This window comes from Pseudomonas sp. FG29, from assembly GCF_057809355.1.
In genome coordinates, this window is the sequence record NZ_JBMDJU010000002.1 from 315601 (window position 1) to 336381 (window position 20781).

Genomic DNA, 20781 nt, shown 5'->3' on the forward strand with positions numbered 1-20781 from the left:
CGACAAGCGTGCCAGCCCCACAAAAAACAACGTATCTCTTTGATCAGAATCGAAAAAGCCGCCAAAGAACGGTGCAGCAACGGTTTCTCACTGAACACTTTTGAACAGTCGAATGTGAACAACTGAACAATTCGTTCGTTGACTTTGAACAGGCTTGAACGAAACTGGATTGATCGCGGCGCAGATCGCGAACCAACAAGAAGAGATCGCACCATGACCGACGCTGCCCGCGCCCCGGCGCACGATGCCATCATCCAGGAGTCCTGGTCGCGCTGCCGTGACTACGGCCTGACCCACCAGAGCGCGCCTCGCTTCGACCCTCCGGCACCTGGCGATTTATCGGCGCTGCTGGAAAGCCGCCAGGCCCTGGTGCAGACCACGCACCAGGAAGTGCTGCCCTACTACGGCACCATCCTCTCCAACTCCAACTGCCTGATCATGCTCGCCGACGAGCAGGGCCGGCTGCTGCAATCCTGGGGCGACCAGCGCTTCATCGAGCCGCGCCAGGCCGCCGGTTTCGTCGCGGGCGCCAGCTGGCTGGAGCGCTACACCGGCACCAACGCCATCGGCACCGCGCTCAGTTGCGGCCAGGCCGTGCATATCCAACACGACGAGCACTTTCTCAAGGCCAACCGTTTCATGACCGGCTCAGCCTCGCCGATCTTCGACGAGCAACGGCGCATGATCGCCGTGCTCGACGTATCCAGCGACAGCTACCTGCCACCGGCGCACACTCTGGGCATGGTCAAGATGATGAGCCAGTCGGTGGAGAACCGCCTGATCCTCAAGCTGTTCGCCGACCAGTACCACCTGCTCAGCCTCAATACCAGCCTGGACAACCTCGACAGCCCCTGGGCCGGCCTGGTGGTGTTCGACGACCAGGGCCACGTGGTGTCGGCCAACCGCCGCGCCGACAATCTGCTCGGCCAGCCGCTGACCTACGGCGCCATCGAGCAACTGTTCGACGTACCGCTGCAGCAGTTGCTCAACCAGCCGGACGGCCAGCCGTTCAACCTGCGCACCAGCGGCCACTTTCGTTTTCACGCACGGGTACGCCGCCCTGCCCGACCAGCCCCCATCCAGCCTCGCGATTTCCGACCACAGAGCACTGCGAGCACGCCACAAGAGCCTCATCTGCATGCGCTGAGCCTGGGTGACGCACGCATGGACAAGGCCATCCGCCAGGCCGAACGCCTGCTGGAAAAGGACATCCCGATCCTGGTGCAGGGCGAAACCGGTGCCGGCAAGGAGGTTTTCGTCAGGGCACTGCATCGCGCCAGCTCACGCGCCGATCAACCCTTCATCGCGGTCAACTGCGCAGCCATTCCGGCGGAGCTGGTGGAGTCGGAATTGTTCGGCTACGAGAAAGGCGCCTTTACCGGCGCCAGCCAGAAAGGCCATATCGGGCTGATACGCAAGGCGCACAAGGGCACCCTGTTTCTCGATGAGATCGGTGATATGCCGCTGCGTGTGCAGGCGCGGCTGCTGCGCGTGTTGCAGGAGCGCTGCGTCCAGCCACTGGGCAGCAGCGAGCTGCATCCGGTGGATGTACGTCTGGTCTCTGCCACCAACCGCCCACTGCGCCAGGACGTCGACAGCGGCCAGTTCCGCGCCGACCTGTATTACCGCATCAGCGGCCTGAATCTGGAACTACCGCCACTGCGTGAGCGCAGTGACAAGCAGGCGCTGTTCCAGAAACTCTGGGAGCAGCATCGCGAACCCCAGCAGCTTGCAGGCATCAGCCGCGAGGTGCTGGAACTGTTCCAGCATCACCCCTGGCCGGGCAACCTGCGCCAGCTCAGCAGCTTGCTGCGCGTGGCGCTGGCCATGGCCGACGACCAGCCCATACGCGCCGAACACCTGCCGGACGACTTCTTTCTCGACCTGCCCACGGATGCCCACCTACCTGCGCATCCCGAGCCGGAAAGTGAAGACCTGGCCAGCCAGTACCAGGCCTGCGGCGGTAATATCTCCTACCTGGCCCGCCACCTGGGTCTGAGCCGCAACACCCTCTACAAGCGCCTGCGCGAGCAAGGCGTCCGCCCCTGAACCTTTGTTCGAAGAATTGGCCCAAGCCATACATTTGCCATCGCACTCGCCCATCGAGCAGCACAGGCGTCGTCTCGCCACGAAAGGAACTCAGCATGCGCCACCTTTACCGTCCACTTTTCGCAGCCCTGGCGCTGCTGGCCGCCAGCCACGCGCCGGCCGCGCCTTCACTGAAAACACAGGTGGACGCCGCTGCGAAGTCGATGATGCAGACCTATGCCATTCCCGGCATGGCCATCGCCATCAGCCACAAGGGGCAGTCGCATTTCTTCGAATACGGCGTCGCATCCCGTGAAAACGGCCAGGCAGTGGATCGCCATACCCTGTTCGAGCTGGGCTCGATCAGCAAACTGTTCACCGCAACCCTCGGCGCCTACGCCGAAGCGCGTGGCACGCTGAACCTCAGTGACAACGCCAGCCAGTATCTGCCGGCCCTGCAGGGCAGCGCCTTCGATCACATCAGTTTGCTGGATCTGGCCACTTACACCTCGGGTGGCCTGCCGCTGCAATTCCCCGATGCAGTCGGTAGCGAACAGCAAATGCTCGATTACTACCGCAACTGGCAGGCGGTGTATCCGCCGGGTACCCAGCGGCTGTATTCCAACCCCAGCATCGGCCTGTTCGGCCACCTGGCAGCGGCCATTCTGGCCGAGCCGTTTCAGCAGTTGATGGAGAAGGATTTGCTGCCGCAACTGGGCATGCAGGAAAGCCACGTCCGCATACCGACCGAGCAGATGGAGCACTATGCCTGGGGCTACCGCGACGACAAGGCGGTTCGCGTGACTCCCGGCGCACTGGATGCCGAAGCCTACGGGCTTAAATCCAGCGCCACCGACATGCTGCGCTTCATCGACGCCAACCTGCACCCGGATCAACTACCCGCACCACTGCGCCAGGCGATCAGCGCAACACATCGTGGCTACTACCAGGTCGGCGACATGACTCAGGCGCTGGGCTGGGAGCGCTACGCCTACCCCATCAGCCTGGAAAAACTACAGGCTGGCAACTCAGCAGAAATGGCGCTGCAACCGCAGCCCGTGGAGCGTTTCACTGCGCCCAGACCTGCCGAGGGCGACCTGCTGCTGAACAAGACCGGCTCGACCAACGGCTTCGGCGCCTACATCCTGCTACTACCGGCGCGCGATACCGGCCTGGTGATCCTCGCCAACCGCAACTACCCCAATGCCGAGCGTGTGCGCCTGGCGCTGCAGTTGCTCGAGGCCGTCGAGCCATAAGCGTACCGGTCAGTTAGGCAAACTCAGCACTTCGAGCCCCAGAAACGACAAAGGCCGCTTTCCAGCGGCCTTTGTCGTTGAGCCTCAGCCTTACTCGGCCAGACGCCAGGTAGTGCCGCCCTTGCCATCTTCCAGCACCACGCCCATGGCCGTGAGCTGGTCGCGGATGCGGTCGCTTTCTGCCCAGTTCTTGTCGGCGCGAGCCTGCAGGCGCGCAGCGATCAGCGCTTCGACTTCGGCGGCATCGACTTTGCCGGCAGCACCGGCCTGGAGGAATGCCTCGGGCTCAAGCTGCAGCACGCCGAGTACGCTGGCCAGTTGCTTGAGCTGCGCCGCCAGACCAGCAGCGGCCTGCACGTCCGACTCACGCAGGCGGTTGACCTCGCGAATCATCTCGAACAACACCGCGCAGGCTTCCGGCGAGTTGAAATCGTCGTCCATCGCTGCACCGAAGCGCTCGACGAAGGCTTCGCCACCGGCAGGCGCCGCTTCCGGCAGACCTTTGAGGCCGTTGTAGAAACGCTCCAGGGCGCCCTTGGCTTCCTTGAGGCTCTCTTCCGAGTAGTTGATCGGGCTGCGGTAGTGGCTGGACACCAGCAGGTAGCGCACCACCTCCGGCTGGTACTTCTCCAGCACCTCGCGAATGGTGAAGAAGTTGCCCAGGCTCTTGGACATCTTCTCGCCATCCACACGCACCGCGCCGGCATGCATCCAGGCATTGGCGTACTGCTTGCCGGTGGCCGCCTCGCTCTGCGCGATCTCGTTCTCGTGGTGCGGGAACACCAGATCCGGGCCACCGCCATGAATGTCGAAGGTCTCGCCCAGGCAGCAGGTGGACATCACCGAGCACTCGATATGCCAGCCCGGACGCCCCTTGCCCCAGGGCGACTCCCAGCTCGGCTCACCCGGCTTGGCGCCTTTCCACAGGACGAAGTCCAGCGGGTCTTCCTTGATTTCATCGACTTCGATGCGCGCGCCGATCTTCAACTCGTCGATCTTGCGGCGCGACAGCTTGCCGTAGGTCTCGAACTTGGTGACGCGGTAGTACACGTCGCCATTGCCCGGCGCGTAGGCGAAGCCCTTGTCGATCAGGGTCTGGATCATCTGGTGCATGCCGGCGATATGGCCGGTGGCGCGCGGTTCGATGTCCGGACGCAGCACGCTCAGACGCGCCTCGTCTTCGTGCATCGCAGCGATCATGCGCTCGACTAGCGCCTCGAACGGCTCGCCGTTCTCGTTGGCCCGGCGGATGATCTTGTCGTCGATGTCGGTGATATTGCGCACGTAGGTCACGTCATAGCCACGCTGACGCAGCCAACGGGTGACCACGTCGAAGGCGACCATCACCCGGGCATGACCGATATGGCAGAAGTCATAGACAGTCATGCCGCATACGTACATACGCACGCTGTTACCGATCAGCGGCTTGAACGGTTCCTTGACCTTGCTGAGCGTGTTGTAGATCGACAGTGCCATTACTGCCCCCAGGAATCGCGCAGGGTGACGGTGCGGTTGAACACCAGCGCCTCGGCGGTCGAGTCCTTGTCGAGGCAGAAGTAGCCTTCGCGCTCGAACTGGAAGCGGTCATCGGCAGCAGCCTTGGCCAGCGACGGCTCGGCGCGGCAACCGGTGAGCACCACCAGCGATTCCGGGTTGATGTTGTCGAGGAAGCTACCACCCTCTTCCGCTTTCTCGGGGTTGGCCGAGCGGAACAGGCGATCGTACAGACGCACTTCGCACTCGACGCTCTCGGCCGCCGGCACCCAGTGGATCACGCCCTTTACCTTGCGGCCTTCCGGATTCTTGCCCAGGGTGTTCTCGTCATAGCTGCAGCGCAGCTCGACGATATTGCCGGCGGCGTCCTTGATGGCTTCGTCAGCGCGGATCACGTAGCTGCCGCGCAGACGCACTTCGCCGCCGGGGATCAGGCGCTTGAAGCCGTCCGGCGGGGTTTCCTCGAAGTCGCTGGCGTCGATGTAGATCTCGCGGGAGAACGGCAGCACGCGCACGCCCATGTCCTGCTTGGGATGGCGCGGCAATTCGAGGTTCTCGACCTGGCCTTCCGGGTAATTGGTGATCACCACTTTCAGCGGCTTGAGCACGCACATGGCGCGCGAGGCGTTGGCGTCCAGATCGTCACGGATGGCGAACTCGAGCATGCCGATATCCACAAGACCGCCGGCGCGGTTGACGCCGATCATGTCGCAGAAGGCGCGGATCGAAGCCGGGGTATAGCCACGGCGACGGTAGCCGGACAGGGTCGACATGCGCGGATCGTCCCAGCCATTGACGTGCTTCTCGTCGACCAGCTGCTTGAGCTTGCGCTTGCTGGTGATGGTGTAGTTCAGGTTCAGGCGGGCGAATTCGTACTGACGCGGCTGCGCCGGCACCGGCAGGTTGGCCAGGAACCATTCGTACAGCGGGCGGTGATCTTCAAACTCCAGGGTGCAGATCGAGTGGGTGATACCCTCGATGGCGTCCGACTGACCGTGGGTGAAGTCGTAGCTCGGGTAGATACACCACTTGTCACCGGTCTGGTGGTGATGAGCGTGGCGAATGCGATAAAGGATCGGGTCGCGCAGGTTGATGTTCGGCGAAGCCATGTCGATCTTGGCGCGCAGCGAACGGGCGCCATCGGGGAACTCGCCGGCTTTCATACGGGCGAACAGGTCGAGGTTTTCCTCGACACTACGTTCGCGGAACGGACTGTTCTTGCCAGGCTCGGTCAGGTTGCCACGGTATTCGCGCATTTCCTCGGCATTGAGGTCGCAGACGAAGGCCTTGCCGGCCTTGATCAGCTCGATGGCCCAGGCATGCAGCTGGTCGAAATAATTGGAGGCGTAGCGTTCCTCACCGGCCCACTTGAAACCCAGCCACTCGACGTCGGCCTTGATCGCGTCGATGTATTCCTGGTCTTCCTTGGCCGGGTTGGTGTCGTCGAAACGCAGGTTGCACTGGCCGCCGAACTCTTCGGCCAGGCCGAAGTTCAGGCAGATGCTCTTGGCATGGCCGATGTGCAGGTAGCCGTTGGGCTCCGGCGGAAAGCGGGTCACGATCGTGGCGTGCTTGCCGCTGTCCAGGTCTGCCTGAACGATGGGACGCAGGAAGTTGGCAGCTTTTTCGACGGTAGGCTTGCTCATGGTGTCCTTAACAATACTGGCGCGGCACAGGGTAGGCCGCTTCGGGCAAAGTCCGTATCATAACCAACCTGTCAAGCCCCTGACAGGGTGCATGCCACCCTGTTAGCAGGCTGTTGAAAAACTACCTGCGTTGGCAATACTGCGTTAAAAACAGCCTCAAAATGCTCATTTACAGCACGTAAACTGCGCTTTTTCGGCTTTTTTTGCCTTGTCTTGCCTGCCTCGCCGACGTTTTTCAACGGCCTGCTAGGGCTGTTCACCTCGGGGCCACTGGCCTGAATCTGCCTCATCACGGATACGATCATGATCAAACTGCACACCAACCACGGCGTCATCACCCTGAACCTGTTCGCCGACAAGGCCCCGGAAACCGTGGCCAACTTCGAGCAATACGTGAAGGAAGGTCATTACGACGGCACCGTTTTCCACCGTGTGATCGGCAACTTCATGATCCAGGGCGGCGGTTTCGAGCCGGGCATGAAGCAGAAGCCGACCCGCGCACCGATCAAGAACGAGGCCAACAACGGCGTGGCCAACAAGGTCGGCACCATCGCCATGGCGCGCACCATGGAGCCGCATTCGGCCAGCGCACAGTTCTTCATCAACGTCGCCGACAACAGCTTCCTCAACCACAGCGCGCCGACCGTTCAGGGCTGGGGCTACGCCGTATTCGGTGAAGTGGTCGAAGGCATGGACGTGGTCGAGAAGATCAAAGGCGTCGCCACCACCATGAAATCCGGCCACCAGGACGTACCGGTGGAAGACGTGATCATCGAAAAGGCTGAAATCGTAGCCGAGTAAGTCGATGATCCTGCTGATCTCCGATCTGCACCTCGAAGAGAAACGCCCGGACATCACCCGGGCGTTTCTGCATTTTCTCGCCACCCGCGCGCGTCAGGCCGAGGCGCTGTACGTCCTCGGCGACTTCTTCGAAGTCTGGATCGGCGACGACGGCATGACGCCCTTCCAGCACGAGATCGCCCGCGCCCTGCGCGAGCTGAGTGATGCCGGCACGCGTATCTACCTGATGCACGGCAATCGCGACTTTCTCATCGGCAAGCGCTTCTGCCGCGAGGCGGGTTGCACCCTGCTGAAGGATCCGACCCTGGTGCATTTGGGTGGCGAGCCGGTGCTGCTGATGCACGGCGACAGTCTGTGCACCCTCGACGTCGGCTATATGAAACTGCGCCGCTGGCTGCGCAATCCGCTCAGCCTGCTGATCCTGCGCAACCTGCCGCTCGCCACCCGGCAGAAGCTGGCGCGCAAGCTGCGCAACGAAAGCCGCGCACAAACGCGGATGAAGGCCAGCGATATCGTCGACGTCACGCTCGAGGAAGTGGTCAGGGTAATGGCCGAGCACGGCGTGCGCACGCTGATCCATGGCCACACCCACAGGCCGGCGGTGCATGAACTGGAAGTCAACGGCCAAGCGGCGCGGCGCATCGTGCTGGGGGACTGGGATCGCCAGGGCTGGGCGCTGCAGATTGACGGCGCGGACTGGCAGCAGGCGCCCTTCCCGCTCAGTTGATCACGGCTAGGATCTGTTGACGCTTCGCTCGCGGTCGCGCCGAAACGTCAACAACCCCTAACCCACGCGATATTGCGGGCTTTCCTGGATGGTCTGTGCCAGGCGCCGGGCGGCCTCATTGACCTGATCGGCGACAAACAGGGTGATATCCGTCGCGGGCAGCCCAGGCAGGGTTTCGATCACCCGCAGATCCGGCTCCAGGGTCGAACGTGGCACGATGCCTACCCCTATCCCGGCACGCACCGCAGCCAATACCCCGGCGCGGCTTTGGCTGGCAAAGGCGATGCGGTAAGGAATGCCGGCTGCGGCGAGTGCCAGGCAGGCCGAGTCACGGTGCAGGCAACCCTCGACGAATACCGCCAGCGGCAAGGGCGTACGCTCGTGGAGCGCATGGGCATCGGTGCGCACCCAGACCAACTGATCGCGAAACAACCGGTTCCCGCCGCCGGAAGCCACGGACATCTCCGCCAACGCCAGATCCAGCTTGCCCTCTGCCACGCGTGCCGCCAGGTATTCGGGGCGATGATCACAGAGCACCTCCAGGCTGGCCTCGGGATAACTCAGCACGAAGGCTTCCAACAGCGGCGTGAGCGTGCGCGTGGCGTACTGGTCATGGGTGCCCAGGCGCACCCGCCCACCCACATCGGCATGGCGAAAGCTTCCCAGCACGCGGTCATGCAGGTTGAGCAATTGCTGGGCGTGGGCTTTCAACTGCTCCCCGGCATGCGTCAGCCGCACGCCGTACTGCCCACGCTGCAGCAACTCGGTCGCCACCAGGGCCTCCAGACGGCTGAGTTGCATGCTGATGGTCGACGGGGCGCGATGCAGGCGCAAGGCCGCACTGGTCAGGTTGAGCGTCTCGGCGACCACCACGAAGGTACGCAGCAGGGCTATGGGCAGGTCGCGCATCGCAGAATTCAGCTTTGTTGAAGGCGGCGATCAATATTTATCGTTTCCGCGAACTCTGGCAAGTCTCTATGTTAGGCACCATCCGCTGCCTGCGGATGCCCAGCCAACCTTCTCGGAGCCAGAATCCATGCGGATGCCCGCCACGTTCGCCTTGAACCAGATCGTCAGCCATGGATTCGGCATGTTCCTGTTCGCTGCCGTACTGCCCTTCATGGGGGCATCGATCGGCTTCAGTGCCTGGCAACTGGCGACCATCGGCGCCCTCACCCAGTTGGCCTATCTGGGCGGCGCCCTGCTGCTGGGCACGCTTGGCCATCACCTGGGCACCAGCCGCCTGGCACTGCTGACCGGCATCATCAGCAGTTGCCTGCTGTTCATGATGTCGCAACTGCGCGCCCCCATCGTCATCAGCTTGGTGCTGACCTGCCTGGCGGCCAGCGCTGCGATCAGCTGGGGCTGCATCGTCGAGATTCTGAGCCGCTGCGCCCGCCCCGAGGATCGCGCCACCTACCTCTCCTGCGCGTCCAGCGGTACGGCCTGGGGGTATGCCATCAACGGCCTGCTGATACTGCTGGTGGTACCGGCGCTCGGCTGGCAGATGAGCTGGCAGCTCGCCTCGCTGTTCGGCGCGCTGGTGGTGTGCCTGACCTGGCACCTGCTGCGGCACCTGCCGAAGATGCAGGGAGCGCAGCAGGACAATCACGAGGCGATGCTTGCGCCCCGCCGCCTGCTGGCTGCCATCCTCGGTGAGCGCACCGCCCTGATCGCCTGCCTGATCTGCCTGCTGGTCGGGTTCACCACCATGCCCTTCTCCTACTGGCTCAACACCTATCTGGATGAACTCGGCTTGCCAGCCACGCTGGGCGGTTATACCTGGGCGATGGTAGGCGGCACCGGCATGCTCGCCGGCCTGATCATTGGCAGACTGGCCGACCGCAAGGGCCATGGCATGGCACTGCTGGTGATCTTCAGCATTTTTGCACTGGGCCTCTGGGCCTTTGCCCAGGATCCAGGGCGCTGGGCACTGGCGGCGGGCTTTGGTTATGGCCTGATGTATTTCCCGATGTGGGGCATCGTCGCCGGCTGGGTCAATCGCCGCTACGCATCCACAGCCACCATGCAGATCAGTGGTATCTGCATGGTGACTTTCGGCCTGGGCGGAGCATTGGGCAATCTGCTGACCGGCTATGTGCGCGACACCACCGGTTCACTGGAAAGCGTGTTCTTCGCTCTGGCCGGCATTTCCTCGCTGCTGGTGCTACTGGCGTTGCTCATCCTGCGCGGGGACAAGGCCTCGCTGGCGCCGCCGACAGCGGCGGGTACCTGCTGATGTAGAGCGCTAAAGGGGTATGCCACTGTGGAAACGGAACTGCTCATCCGGCGAGGTGATCAGTTCCTGCTCCACCGCACGCACCACCTCGATACGCGCATCCACGTCAGCGGCGTCACCATACAGATAGGCAAGCTTGAGATAGCCGCGGTAGTGGCGCCCTTCACTCTCCAGCAAGCCGGCGTAGAACTTGGCCAGCTCGGCATCCAGACGCGGCACCAGCGCGGCGAAGCGCTCACAGGAACGCGCCTCGATGAAGGCACCGACCACCAGCACGTCCACCAGCCGCTCCACCTCGCCACCGCGCAACAAGGCCCGCAGGCCGGCGGCGTAGCGCGAGGCCGAAACATGGCGAACCTCGATACCACGCCCGCGAATGATCTTGCTCACCTGCTCGAAGTGCACCAGTTCCTCACGGGCCAAACGCGACATTCTCGCGGTCAATTCGGTCTTGGTCAGGTAACGCCCCATCAGACTCAGGGCCGTTTGCGCGGCCTTGTATTCCAGGTTGCGGTGGTCGAGCAGAAGGATTTCCTGCTGGCGCAGGGCCTCGTCCAGCCAGGCGTCGGGGGTAGCAACGCCACCGAGAAACGCGAGAATTTCCTGCAGAATAGTGACAGGTTCCTCGGTATTACTCGGAACATGCTGGGCATTTGACATCATGATTGAAGCGCTCTCGGTGCTGGCGAGGTTGAACATGGCGGGCCATTATACGAGTGGCAGGCCACACGACCAGCGCGCTTGATACAGGTCAAGAAGTCGCTGGCGACGACGCACCTATAGTTGAACGATCGATGTTCATTCTCAGGGAGACGATCATGCAAGCGATCCGTAGCATTCTGGTGGTGGTGGAGCCCCAGCATCCCGAAGGCCTCGCCCTGAAGCGGGCAAAACTGATAGCAGGCGTCACCCAGTCGCACCTGCACCTGCTGGTCTGTGACAAGAAGGGCGATCACAGTGCCCTGCTCAACGACCTGCGCAGCAACCTGGCCCAGGAAGGCTTCAGCGTCACCACCCAGCAAGCCTGGCATGACAACCTGCACCAGACCATCATCGCCATCCAGCAAGCCGAAGGCTGTGGCCTGGTGGTCAAGCAACACCTGCCGGACAACCCCTTGAAGAAGGCGATCCTCACCCCGGAGGACTGGAAACTGCTGCGCTACTGCCCGGGCCCGGTGCTGATGGTCAAGACCGACACGCCCTGGACCGGCGGCATCATTCTCGCCGCCGTCGACGTCGGCAACGCCGACAGCGAGCACCGCACGCTGCATGCCGGCATCATCAGTCATGGCTACGACATCGCCGGCCTGGCCAAGGGCGATCTGCATGTGATTGCCGCTCACCCATCGCCGATGCTCTCCGCTGCCGACCCAACCTTCCAGCTCAAGGAAACCATCGAGGCTCGCTACCGTGAGCAATGCAAAAGCTTCCAGGCCGAATACGACATCAGCGACGAACGCCTGCATGTCGTGGAAGGCCCGGCAGACGTCCTGATCCCGCAGGTCGCCCATCAACTCAAGGCGGCGGTCACGGTAATCGGTACGGTCGCTCGCACCGGCCTTTCCGGTGCGCTGATCGGCAACACGGCGGAAGTGGTGCTGGATTCGCTGGAAAGCGATGCCCTGGTGCTCAAGCCAGATGAAGTCATCGCTCACCTCGAAGAACTGGTGGCACAGCGCTGACCCATGCCGGAAACGAAAATGCCGCTCAGCAACGAGCGGCATTTTTCTTTATCCAGAAAGCGGACTAGACCCGCAGCTCCAGCCCTTCGCGGAGAAACTTTGGCGCGATATAGCGCTCATAATGCGCCTCGGACAACAGGAAGAACTCGCGGTCGATGGCATCGCGCAGCTCGGTTAGTGCCCAACCGCGAAACTCCGGCAGCAGCACCATGCCATAGGCCTCCAGTTGATTGATCATCCGCGCGCCGCGCGCAATCAACTGGTAAGCCCAGCAGTAAGGGGACTGCTGCGGCAGGAAGCGGATCTGCCGCTGCTCGAGCTGCGTCCGCAGGCGCCCCTCATCGAAGACCTCCAGCTTGGCCGTCATGACCTGCACAAGGAGCGCCTCGAGACGAGACCAGACCGCACGCTTCTCTTGCTCGTCATAGCTGTTCCAGTTGATCACTTCGTGATGGAAACGCTTGCATCCGCGGCAGACGACATCGCCGTAGACGGTCGAGCAAAGACCTACGCAAGGTGTCTTGATACGCTGATTGGACATGGCAGGGCGATACGAAAGGCAGAACGGCCCCGCATCTTAGCCCTTTGTCTAATCCAGTTCACCCCTGGCGAGCGCTGGACATCGGCTTAACTTTATCTGCGCTTTCCAGTAGAATCGGCCCGCCTTTTAAGGCGCCAATGTCCGTTGGAAGCTGTTTTCAAAGCGTCACGAGCACAGTCGATCCTTGTAGGTACGATGGCGATGCAGCCGTTTGGAGTCCCCCCGAACGTCTGCATCGACCAGCAACGCTACCGTCCTACAGGCGTAAAACTTTGAAAGCAGCTTCTGGAAGAAACTCGTGAAACCTCGGCTGCTCGGCCCATAAAGCCGAAATGCGCTTGGTTCATGGCTTTCTGGATCGCGTCCCGGACAACCCTTTGGGACCACTGATGAGGGTAATACTGTGCTTGAAGCCTATCGCAAACACGTAGAAGAGCGTGCCGCCCTGGGAATCGTTCCCCAGCCGCTGAACGCCGAGCAGACTGCTGGCCTGGTCGAACTGCTGAAGAACCCGCCGGCTGGCGAAGAAGAATTCCTGCTGGATCTGATCACCAATCGCGTGCCGCCAGGCGTCGACGAAGCCGCCTACGTCAAGGCCGGTTTCCTCTCCGCTGTCGCCAAGGGCGAAGCCTCCTCCCCGCTGATCAGCAAGGCCCGTGCCGTCGAACTGCTGGGCACCATGCAGGGCGGCTACAACATCGCCACCATGGTCGAACTGCTGGACAGCGCCGAACTGGCCACTGTTGCCGCCGAGCAACTCAAGCACACCCTGCTGATGTTCGACGCCTTCCACGACGTCGCCGAGAAAGCCAAGGCTGGCAATGCCAACGCCAAGGCCGTGATGCAATCCTGGGCTGACGGCGAGTGGTTCAAGGCCCGTCCGGCCATCGCCGAGAAGTACACCCTGACCGTGTTCAAGGTGCCTGGCGAAACCAACACCGACGACCTGTCCCCTGCCCCGGACGCCTGGTCGCGCCCTGACATCCCGCTGCATGCCCTGGCCATGCTGAAGATGGCCCGTGACGGCATCGAGCCCGAGCAGCCGGGTTCGGTTGGCCCGCTGAAGCAGATCGAAGCCGTTCGCGCCAAAGGCTTCCCGGTTGCCTACGTCGGTGACGTGGTCGGTACCGGTTCTTCCCGTAAGTCCGCCACCAACTCGGTGCTGTGGTTCTTCGGTGACGACATCCCCTACGTGCCGAACAAGCGCGCTGGTGGCTTCTGCTTCGGCACCAAGATCGCCCCGATCTTCTACAACACCATGGAAGATGCCGGCGCCCTGCCGATCGAATTCGACTGCACCAACCTGGCCATGGGCGATGTCATCGACGTCTACCCGTACAAGGGCGAAGTTCGCCGTCATGGCAGCGATGAGCTGGTCACCAACTTCGAACTGAAAACCGAAGTGCTGCTCGACGAAGTCCGCGCTGGCGGCCGTATCCCGCTGATCATCGGCCGTGGCCTGACCGAGAAGGCTCGTGCCGAACTGGGCCTGGGCGCTAGCGACCTGTTCAAGAAGCCGGAAGCACCGGCTGACAGCGGCAAAGGCTTCACCCTGGCACAGAAGATGGTTGGTCGCGCCTGCGGTCTGCCGGAAGGCCAAGGCGTACGTCCGGGCACCTACTGCGAACCGAAGATGACCACCGTCGGCTCGCAAGACACCACCGGCCCGATGACCCGCGACGAGCTGAAAGACCTGGCGTGCCTGGGCTTCTCCGCCGACCTGGTGATGCAGTCCTTCTGCCACACCGCCGCCTATCCGAAGCCGATCGACGTCACCACCCACCACACCCTGCCGGATTTCATCCGCACCCGTGGCGGCGTATCCCTGCGTCCGGGCGACGGCATCATCCACAGCTGGCTGAACCGCATGCTGCTGCCGGACACCGTCGGCACCGGCGGTGACTCGCACACCCGCTTCCCGATCGGCATTTCCTTCCCGGCCGGTTCCGGCCTGGTGGCCTTCGCCGCTGCTACCGGCGTCATGCCGCTGGACATGCCGGAATCGGTGCTGGTGCGCTTCAAAGGCAAGCTGCAACCAGGCATCACCCTGCGTGACCTGGTACATGCCATTCCTTACTACGCCATTCAGCAAGGCCTGCTGACTGTCGAGAAGAAAGGCAAGAAGAACATCTTCTCCGGCCGCATCCTGGAGATCGAAGGTCTCAACGAGCTGACCGTCGAGCAGGCTTTCGAGCTGTCCGACGCCTCCGCCGAGCGTTCCGCTGCCGGTTGCACCATCAAGCTGCCGGAAGAATCGATCGCCGAGTACCTGAAGTCCAACATCACCCTGCTGCGCTGGATGATCAGCGAAGGCTACGGTGATCCGCGCACCCTCGAGCGCCGCGCCCAAGCCATGGAAGCCTGGCTGGCCAAGCCAGAGCTGCTGGCTGCCGACGCCGATGCCGAGTACGCCGCCGTGATCGAGATCGATCTGGCCGACGTCAAGGAGCCGGTACTCTGCGCGCCGAACGACCCGGACGACGCCCGTCTGCTGTCCACCGTCGCTGGCGACAAGATCGACGAAGTGTTCATCGGTTCGTGCATGACCAACATCGGTCACTTCCGTGCTGCCGGTAAGTTGCTGGACAAGGTCAAGGGCGGCATTCCGACCCGTCTGTGGCTGGCCCCGCCAACCAAGATGGACGCTCACCAACTGACCGAAGAAGGCTACTACGGCATCTACGGCAAGGCTGGCGCGCGCATGGAAATGCCAGGCTGCTCGCTGTGCATGGGTAACCAGGCGCGCGTACAGACCGGTTCCACCGTGGTCTCCACCTCGACCCGTAACTTCCCGAACCGCCTGGGCGACGCCACCAACGTCTACCTGGCTTCGGCTGAGCTGGCCGCAGTGGCTTCGATTCTCGGCAAACTGCCGACCGTCGAGGAGTATCTGCAGTATGCCAAGGACATCGACAGCATGGCTGCCGACGTCTACCGCTACCTGAGCTTCGATCAGATCGCCGAGTTCCGCGAAGCCGCCGAAAGCGCCAAGATCCCGGTCGTTCAGGCCTGATCCTCTAGCGTTTGAAAAGAGCCCCGCCCCGTGCGGGGCTTTTCATTTGTGCCTGCCTTGCTCGACCTCTACGGCCTGGCATAGGCATTGCTTCGTTGCGAGACATACGCCCTTCCAACGGTGGAAGGCGCTTTCGACAATGGCGTCGTTCTGGTGCATGCCTGCGCTACAGGTAGGTGCCGGTACGACGTTTTTTTATGGCTGACGCTTGGCCAATGAGCGGCGGCGGCAAGCTTGCAAGGACACCCAATGAGCGAACTCGACACCCCACGCGACGCTGACCAGGCCTGGGCGCATGGCAGCGGCGCCCCGGAAAAGCGCGTGTTGAACATCGGTTTCATGGCTTTGAGCGATTCGGCATCCGTGGTCGTCGCGGCCACTCAGGGCTTTGCCGAAAAGCACGGCCTTAGCCTGCGCCTGCAGCGCCAGGCATCCTGGGCCGCCTTGCGCGATCGCCTGATCAGTGGCGAACTGGATGCCGCTCACTGCCTCTACGGCTTGATCTATGGCGTACAGTTGGGGCTCGACGGTGGAATGCCGAGCAACATGGCGGTACTCATGGGCCTCAATCAGAATGGGCAGAGCATCAACCTGTCGCGAGCCCTGCAACAGGCCGGCGTGACCAGCGGTGAGGCACTGGCACAGCGCACGCACCAAAGCAGCGCACGCATGAAGTTTGCCCAGACCTTCCCCACCGGCACCCATGCCATGTGGCTCTACTACTGGCTTGCCAGCCAAGGCATTCACCCGCTGCAGGATGTGGACAGCGTGGTGGTGCCGCCGCCACAGATGATCGAGCACCTGAAAGCGCAGCGTATCGATGGCTTCTGCGTTGGCGAACCCTGGACCGCCAAGGCCGTAGAGGACGATCTCGGCTGCATGCTCACCACTACCCAGGCGATCTGGCCGGATCATCCAGAGAAAGTACTTGGCAGCACCCGCGCCTTCGTTGAGCAGTACCCCAATACCGTGCGCGCCCTTATCATGGCCGTCCTGGAAGCCAGCCAATTCATCGATGCCAACGAGGAAAATCGACGCAGCACGGCGCAACTGCTCAGCGGCAGCGAGTATGTCGATGCGCCGTTGTCCGCGATCCTGCCGCGCTTTCTCGGCCATTATCAGGACGGTCTCGGCAACGCCTGGCAAGACGCCCATCGCCTGCGCTTTCACGGCGAGGGCGCAGTCAACCTGCCCTACCTGTCCGATGCCATGTGGTTCATGACCCAGTTCCGTCGCTGGGGATTGCTGCGCGAGGATCCGGACTACCTCGGCATCGCCCGGCAGGTGCAACAACTGGAACTCTACCGACAGGCTGCAGAGGCACTGGGCATCGCCTGCCCCGGACCGATGCGCAGCAGCATGCTCAAGGACGGTCCACGCTGGGATGGCAGCGATCCGGCAGGTTACGCGCGCAGCTTCGCCCTGCATGCCATGACCGACCACCCCGCGCTCAGCGCCTGACGTGCAGGAGAGCCCATCATGCTGCGCATCCTGCTGATCGATGACACCCCGAAAAAAGTCGGCCGCCTGAAGAACGCGCTGATCGAGGCGGGCTTCGAGGTAATCGACGAATCCGGCCTGACCATCGACCTGCCCGCTCGCGTCGAAGCCGTGCGCCCCGACGTGATCCTCATCGACACCGAATCCCCAGGCCGCGATGTCATGGAACAGGTGGTGCTGGTCACGCGTGACCAACCTCACCCCATCGTCATGTTCACCGACGAGCACGACCCCGGCGTGATGCGCCAGGCGATCAAGAGCGGCGTCAGCGCCTACATCGTCGAAGGTATCCATGCGCAACGCTTGCAACCGATCCTCGACGTCGCCATGGCCCGCTTCGAAAGCGACCAGGCGCTACGCGCCGAACTTCAGGCGCGTGATGCTCAGTTGGCCGAACGCAAACGCATCGAACTGGCCAAAGGCCTGTTGATGAAGATGAAAAGCTGCGACGAAGAAGAGGCCTACACCCTGATGCGCCGCCAGGCCATGAGCCGCCAGCAGAAGCTGATCCAGGTGGCCGAACAGATCATCGCCATGCACGACATGCTCGGGGGCTGACTGTTACGCCTGCGCAGCGCCTGACTGTACTGGACAGCCCTATTCATCGCGAAGTATTGTCGGCGGCGGCTACAGCAGTGGCCAACGTCGCTCGGACGGTTCCGGGCGCTTACGTCTCTCGAGGAAATCATGGCTGATAACGCCAAGCGCCGCTTTGCGCGCATCGATCGTCTCCCCCCCTACGTTTTCAACATCACCGCTGAACTGAAGATGGCCGCACGTCGTCGCGGTGAGGACATCATCGACTTCTCCATGGGCAACCCCGACGGTGCGACTCCGCCGCACATCGTCGAAAAGCTCGTGCAGGTTGCCCAGCGTGAAGACACCCACGGCTACTCCACCTCCCGCGGTATTCCGCGCCTGCGCCGCGCCATCTCGCGCTGGTATCAGGAGCGCTACGCGGTGGAGATCGACCCGGAAAGCGAGGCCATCGTCACCATCGGCTCCAAGGAAGGCCTGGCCCATTTGATGCTGGCTACCCTCGATCATGGCGACACCGTGCTGGTGCCCAACCCCAGCTATCCGATCCATATCTATGGTGCGGTGATCGCCGGCGCGCAGGTGCGCTCCGTGCCGCTGGTGCCGGGTGTGGATTTCTTCAACGAACTGGAACGCGCCATCCGCGAGTCGATCCCGAAGCCAAAGATGATGATCCTCGGCTTCCCCTCCAACCCTACCGCGCAGTGCGTGGAGCTGGACTTCTTCGAGCGCGTGGTCGCCCTGGCCAAGCAGTACGACGTGCTGGTGGTGCACGACCTGGCCTACGCCGACATCGTCTATGACGGCTGGAAAGCGCCATCGATCATGCAGGTGCCGGGCGCCAAGGACATCGCGGTGGAATTCTTCACCCTGTCCAAGAGCTACAACATGGCCGGCTGGCGCATCGGCTTCATGGTTGGTAACCCGGAACTGGTCAGCGCCCTGGCGCGGATCAAGAGCTACCACGACTACGGCACCTTCACCCCGCTGCAGGTAGCCGCCATTGCCGCTCTGGAAGGCGACCAGCAATGCGTGCGCGATATCGCCGAGCAGTATCGCCAGCGCCGCAACCTGCTGGTCAAGGGCCTGCACGAGATCGGCTGGATGGTCGAGAACCCCAAGGCCTCGATGTACATCTGGGCCAAGATTCCCGAGGCCTATGCTCACCTGGGCTCGCTGGAGTTCGCCAAGAAGCTGCTGGCCGAGGCCAAGGTCTGCGTATCACCAGGCCTGGGCTTCGGCGATTACGGTGACGACCATGTGCGCTTCGCCCTGATCGAGAACCAGGATCGTACTCGTCAGGCACTGCGGGGCATCAAGGCCATGTTCAGAGCAGATGGATTGTTGCCGGCGAAAAAAGTCAAAGCCGATAACGAGTGAAACGAGGGCGCCGCACACAGACCGTGTGAAAACGTAGCGAGCGAAGGTCAGGCAAGGCAAAAAACGGCGAAAAAGCGCAGTTTACGAGCTGTAAATGAGCATTTTGAGCCGTTTTTTAACGCAGCATGGCCAAGCGTAGTAGTTTTCACACAGTCTGGCACAGGCGCCCTTTTCATTTCAGCCGGAATAATCCAAAGCCGTCCAATTGCGACTCAGCGCCTGAGACAACACGCACTGCGGGCTCTCCAGTGCCTCATTGAACACCAGGGTCGTTTCACCCTCGGCCTCGCCATGGCGCTCGGTGAGCCACTGCAACTTGCCGCAGTTAGGGGTCTCGATTACATAGCTGGCCGCCACGGCCGAGTGGTACCCAGGCAAGTGGATGACATCCAGCACCTTGCCCGCCTCTTCTATGCGCCGACCGTCGGAAACCAGGACGGCCCAGGCCTGCTCGCCGTCGATGACCAAATAGGCACCATTGGCCTGGGGGCGCTCGACCTGGGGTTGCGCGCACCCACCCAGCATCGCCAATAGCACAATCGTCATGAGCATCTGTTGCATTGCCTGTCACTCCTCTCATCAGGGCGCCCTTCAGGGATCGGGCGGGTCGATGTTGCTGCAGTGACCCAACTATTACTCGATACTGTTTATTTGTACAGTACTTTTAGTTTAGGCTTGAACGACAGATCAATGACCGTTTGCACAGGAGCATCAACATGCTGGACGTATTGCAGGTGAAGCATCAGGTGAACCGCATGCCGCTGGAACGAGTGCGTGGCATGGTCGAGGAACTGCAGCGAGAGGGCCTGGTAATGGAAGGCCGCACGCCCTTCAATCGCCTGCACTTCAATACCTGCTTCGCCGAGATCGAGGCCCTGCTGCAACGTGCCGGCTACCACCGGCAACTCGATGTGGTCGGCTATCAGGGGCAGGCCTATGCCTTGTTCGATCCCGCCCGCTGGGAGGCGGTCGAGGTGCTGCGATGGCTACGCGACTTCGTCGACGAGGCGCGCAGCGTGCCTGCTTCCTGAAAGCATCTGGAACCCGTCCGCAGCCAGAGGCGAACGCGAGCGTCCATCGCTTGCGCCTTCGAGCAGCTATTGGCCACTATCGAAGCGCTCTAAATCGGGCATGAGCAGCGGAACCAATCGCTTCGCTGAGACACGAAAGGGAGTTTCCGATCCTCAAGAAAGGCCCTCAGCGTGCTCGATCTCACCACCTGGAACCTGTCGATTCCAACCGACTCAACACCGACCACCATTAGCACCGAACGCCTGAACAATGGCTATCAAAGCCAGTATTTCAGGCGCAATGACGACGGTAGCGTCACCTTCTGGGCGCCGGTAACCGGCTCGACCAGCGAGGATGCCATCTACCCACGCAGCGAATTGCGCGAAACGCAAAGCGACGGTGCCCTGGACAACTGGCTCTACGCCGGTGCCGACAACTATCTCAGCGCCGTACTCACGGTCAATCAGATACCCAGCCGCAGCAAGGTCGTGGTGGGGCAAATCCATAGCACCGACGCTGCAGGGAGCCAGAACGATCCACTCGTCAAGCTGCAGTACTACCGCAACAGCGCCGGAGTCGGCCGCCTGGAAGCATTGCTGCGCCTACACCCGGGCGACACCGAGGTGAAGAACATCCTGATCGCAGACGGTATCGACCTGAACGAGCGCTTCAGCTACGAATTGCGCCTGACATCGAGCGGTCGCCTGGGCATTCGGGTCGAGAGCGCCGACGGCGACAAAGGCTCGTACTACCGCCAACTGAGCAGCGCCTGGAGCAATGATTTGCTGTATTTCAAGGCTGGCGCCTACATTCAGGACAACAGCGGCCCGAGCAACGAGGGTGGCCGCGTCACGTTTTATCACCTGAACACCTTGCACCGTTGAGCGTAGCGGCAGCTTACAATCGCCACTTTGCCCCGGATAAAC

Annotated in this window: 18 protein-coding genes; 12 read left to right on the forward strand and 6 right to left on the reverse strand. The window is 62.2% G+C overall.

Annotation, left to right across the window (positions count from 1 at the left end):
• Positions 1 to 213: 213 nt before the first annotated feature.
• Together ACODS1_RS04825 and blaPRC are read left to right on the forward strand one after the other, a co-directional pair.
• Positions 214 to 2049, forward strand: coding sequence for a sigma-54-dependent Fis family transcriptional regulator (locus ACODS1_RS04825; protein ID WP_489084747.1), 1836 nt, complete (start codon positions 214 to 216; stop codon positions 2047 to 2049).
• A 95-nt stretch (positions 2050 to 2144) separates the two neighbouring features.
• Positions 2145 to 3284, forward strand: coding sequence for a PRC family class C beta-lactamase (blaPRC, locus tag ACODS1_RS04830; RefSeq protein ID WP_489084748.1), 1140 nt, complete (start codon positions 2145 to 2147; stop codon positions 3282 to 3284).
• Positions 3285 to 3374: 90 nt separating this feature from the next.
• Here the strand turns inward: blaPRC and cysS are convergent, their stop codons facing one another.
• On the reverse strand, positions 3375 to 4760 hold the full coding sequence (gene cysS / locus ACODS1_RS04835) for a cysteine--tRNA ligase (protein ID WP_489084749.1): 1386 nt from the start codon (positions 4758 to 4760) through the stop codon (positions 3375 to 3377).
• On the reverse strand, positions 4760 to 6424 hold the full coding sequence (locus ACODS1_RS04840; protein WP_322977684.1) for a glutamine--tRNA ligase/YqeY domain fusion protein: 1665 nt from the start codon (positions 6422 to 6424) through the stop codon (positions 4760 to 4762). The genes cysS and ACODS1_RS04840 overlap by 1 nt, the downstream gene beginning before the upstream one ends.
• A 303-nt stretch (positions 6425 to 6727) precedes the next feature.
• Between ACODS1_RS04840 and ACODS1_RS04845 the strand changes: the two genes are divergently transcribed.
• Both ACODS1_RS04845 and lpxH read left to right on the forward strand, forming a co-directional pair.
• Entirely contained in the window at positions 6728 to 7225 is a 498-nt protein-coding gene (locus tag ACODS1_RS04845; RefSeq protein WP_489084750.1) for a peptidylprolyl isomerase, read from the forward strand.
• Positions 7226 to 7229: 4 nt separating this feature from the next.
• A complete protein-coding gene (gene lpxH, locus ACODS1_RS04850) occupies positions 7230 to 7952 on the forward strand; it encodes a UDP-2,3-diacylglucosamine diphosphatase (protein WP_489084751.1) in 723 nt (240 codons plus the stop codon).
• Positions 7953 to 8009: 57 nt separating this feature from the next.
• Here lpxH and ACODS1_RS04855 read toward each other — a convergent pair whose 3' ends face one another.
• On the reverse strand, positions 8010 to 8861 hold the full coding sequence (locus ACODS1_RS04855) for a LysR substrate-binding domain-containing protein (RefSeq protein ID WP_489084752.1): 852 nt from the start codon (positions 8859 to 8861) through the stop codon (positions 8010 to 8012).
• A 133-nt stretch (positions 8862 to 8994) separates the two neighbouring features.
• Here ACODS1_RS04855 and ACODS1_RS04860 point away from each other — a divergent pair, with 133 nt between their 5' ends.
• Positions 8995 to 10191, forward strand: a complete 1197-nt coding sequence (locus ACODS1_RS04860; RefSeq protein WP_489084753.1) for an MFS transporter — start codon at positions 8995 to 8997, stop codon at positions 10189 to 10191.
• A gap of 9 nt (positions 10192 to 10200) precedes the next feature.
• On the opposite strand, the gene ACODS1_RS04865 is transcribed toward ACODS1_RS04860, so the two are convergent.
• Positions 10201 to 10854 (reverse strand): MiaE family protein, encoded by a 654-nt coding sequence (locus ACODS1_RS04865; protein ID WP_489084754.1) that lies wholly within the window; start codon positions 10852 to 10854, stop codon positions 10201 to 10203.
• A 155-nt stretch (positions 10855 to 11009) separates the two neighbouring features.
• Between ACODS1_RS04865 and ACODS1_RS04870 the strand changes: the two genes are divergently transcribed.
• The gene (locus ACODS1_RS04870; protein WP_322977678.1) at positions 11010 to 11873 is read left to right on the forward strand and encodes a universal stress protein; all 864 of its coding nucleotides are present in this window, start codon (positions 11010 to 11012) and stop codon (positions 11871 to 11873) included.
• A 64-nt stretch (positions 11874 to 11937) separates the two neighbouring features.
• Here ACODS1_RS04870 and ACODS1_RS04875 read toward each other — a convergent pair whose 3' ends face one another.
• A complete protein-coding gene (locus ACODS1_RS04875; protein ID WP_489084755.1) occupies positions 11938 to 12414 on the reverse strand; it encodes a DUF1289 domain-containing protein in 477 nt (158 codons plus the stop codon).
• Positions 12415 to 12817: 403 nt separating this feature from the next.
• Here ACODS1_RS04875 and acnB point away from each other — a divergent pair, with 403 nt between their 5' ends.
• The 4 genes from acnB to alaC all read left to right on the forward strand — a co-directional run bounded on the left by acnB (position 12818) and on the right by alaC (position 18844).
• On the forward strand, positions 12818 to 15427 hold the full coding sequence (gene acnB, locus ACODS1_RS04880) for a bifunctional aconitate hydratase 2/2-methylisocitrate dehydratase (protein WP_322977676.1): 2610 nt from the start codon (positions 12818 to 12820) through the stop codon (positions 15425 to 15427).
• Between the two features lie 249 nt (positions 15428 to 15676).
• Positions 15677 to 16888 (forward strand): CmpA/NrtA family ABC transporter substrate-binding protein, encoded by a 1212-nt coding sequence (locus ACODS1_RS04885; RefSeq protein WP_489084756.1) that lies wholly within the window; start codon positions 15677 to 15679, stop codon positions 16886 to 16888.
• 18 nt (positions 16889 to 16906) lie between these two features.
• Entirely contained in the window at positions 16907 to 17485 is a 579-nt protein-coding gene (locus tag ACODS1_RS04890; RefSeq protein WP_322977674.1) for an ANTAR domain-containing response regulator, read from the forward strand.
• Positions 17486 to 17614: 129 nt separating this feature from the next.
• Complete coding sequence (gene alaC / locus ACODS1_RS04895) at positions 17615 to 18844, forward strand: alanine transaminase (protein WP_489084757.1); 1230 nt, start codon at positions 17615 to 17617, stop codon at positions 18842 to 18844.
• Positions 18845 to 19021: 177 nt separating this feature from the next.
• Here alaC and ACODS1_RS04900 read toward each other — a convergent pair whose 3' ends face one another.
• Positions 19022 to 19405 (reverse strand): hypothetical protein, encoded by a 384-nt coding sequence (locus ACODS1_RS04900; RefSeq protein ID WP_322977672.1) that lies wholly within the window; start codon positions 19403 to 19405, stop codon positions 19022 to 19024.
• A gap of 155 nt (positions 19406 to 19560) precedes the next feature.
• On the opposite strand from ACODS1_RS04900, the gene ACODS1_RS04905 reads away from it, so the two are divergent.
• Together ACODS1_RS04905 and ACODS1_RS04910 are read left to right on the forward strand one after the other, a co-directional pair.
• Positions 19561 to 19875 carry a transcriptional regulator gene (locus ACODS1_RS04905; protein WP_322977671.1) on the forward strand — a complete coding sequence of 105 codons (315 nt, stop codon included), beginning with the start codon at positions 19561 to 19563 and terminating at the stop codon, positions 19873 to 19875.
• Between the two features lie 171 nt (positions 19876 to 20046).
• Positions 20047 to 20739, forward strand: coding sequence for a polysaccharide lyase family 7 protein (locus ACODS1_RS04910; protein WP_489084758.1), 693 nt, complete (start codon positions 20047 to 20049; stop codon positions 20737 to 20739).
• Positions 20740 to 20781 lie beyond the last annotated feature (42 nt).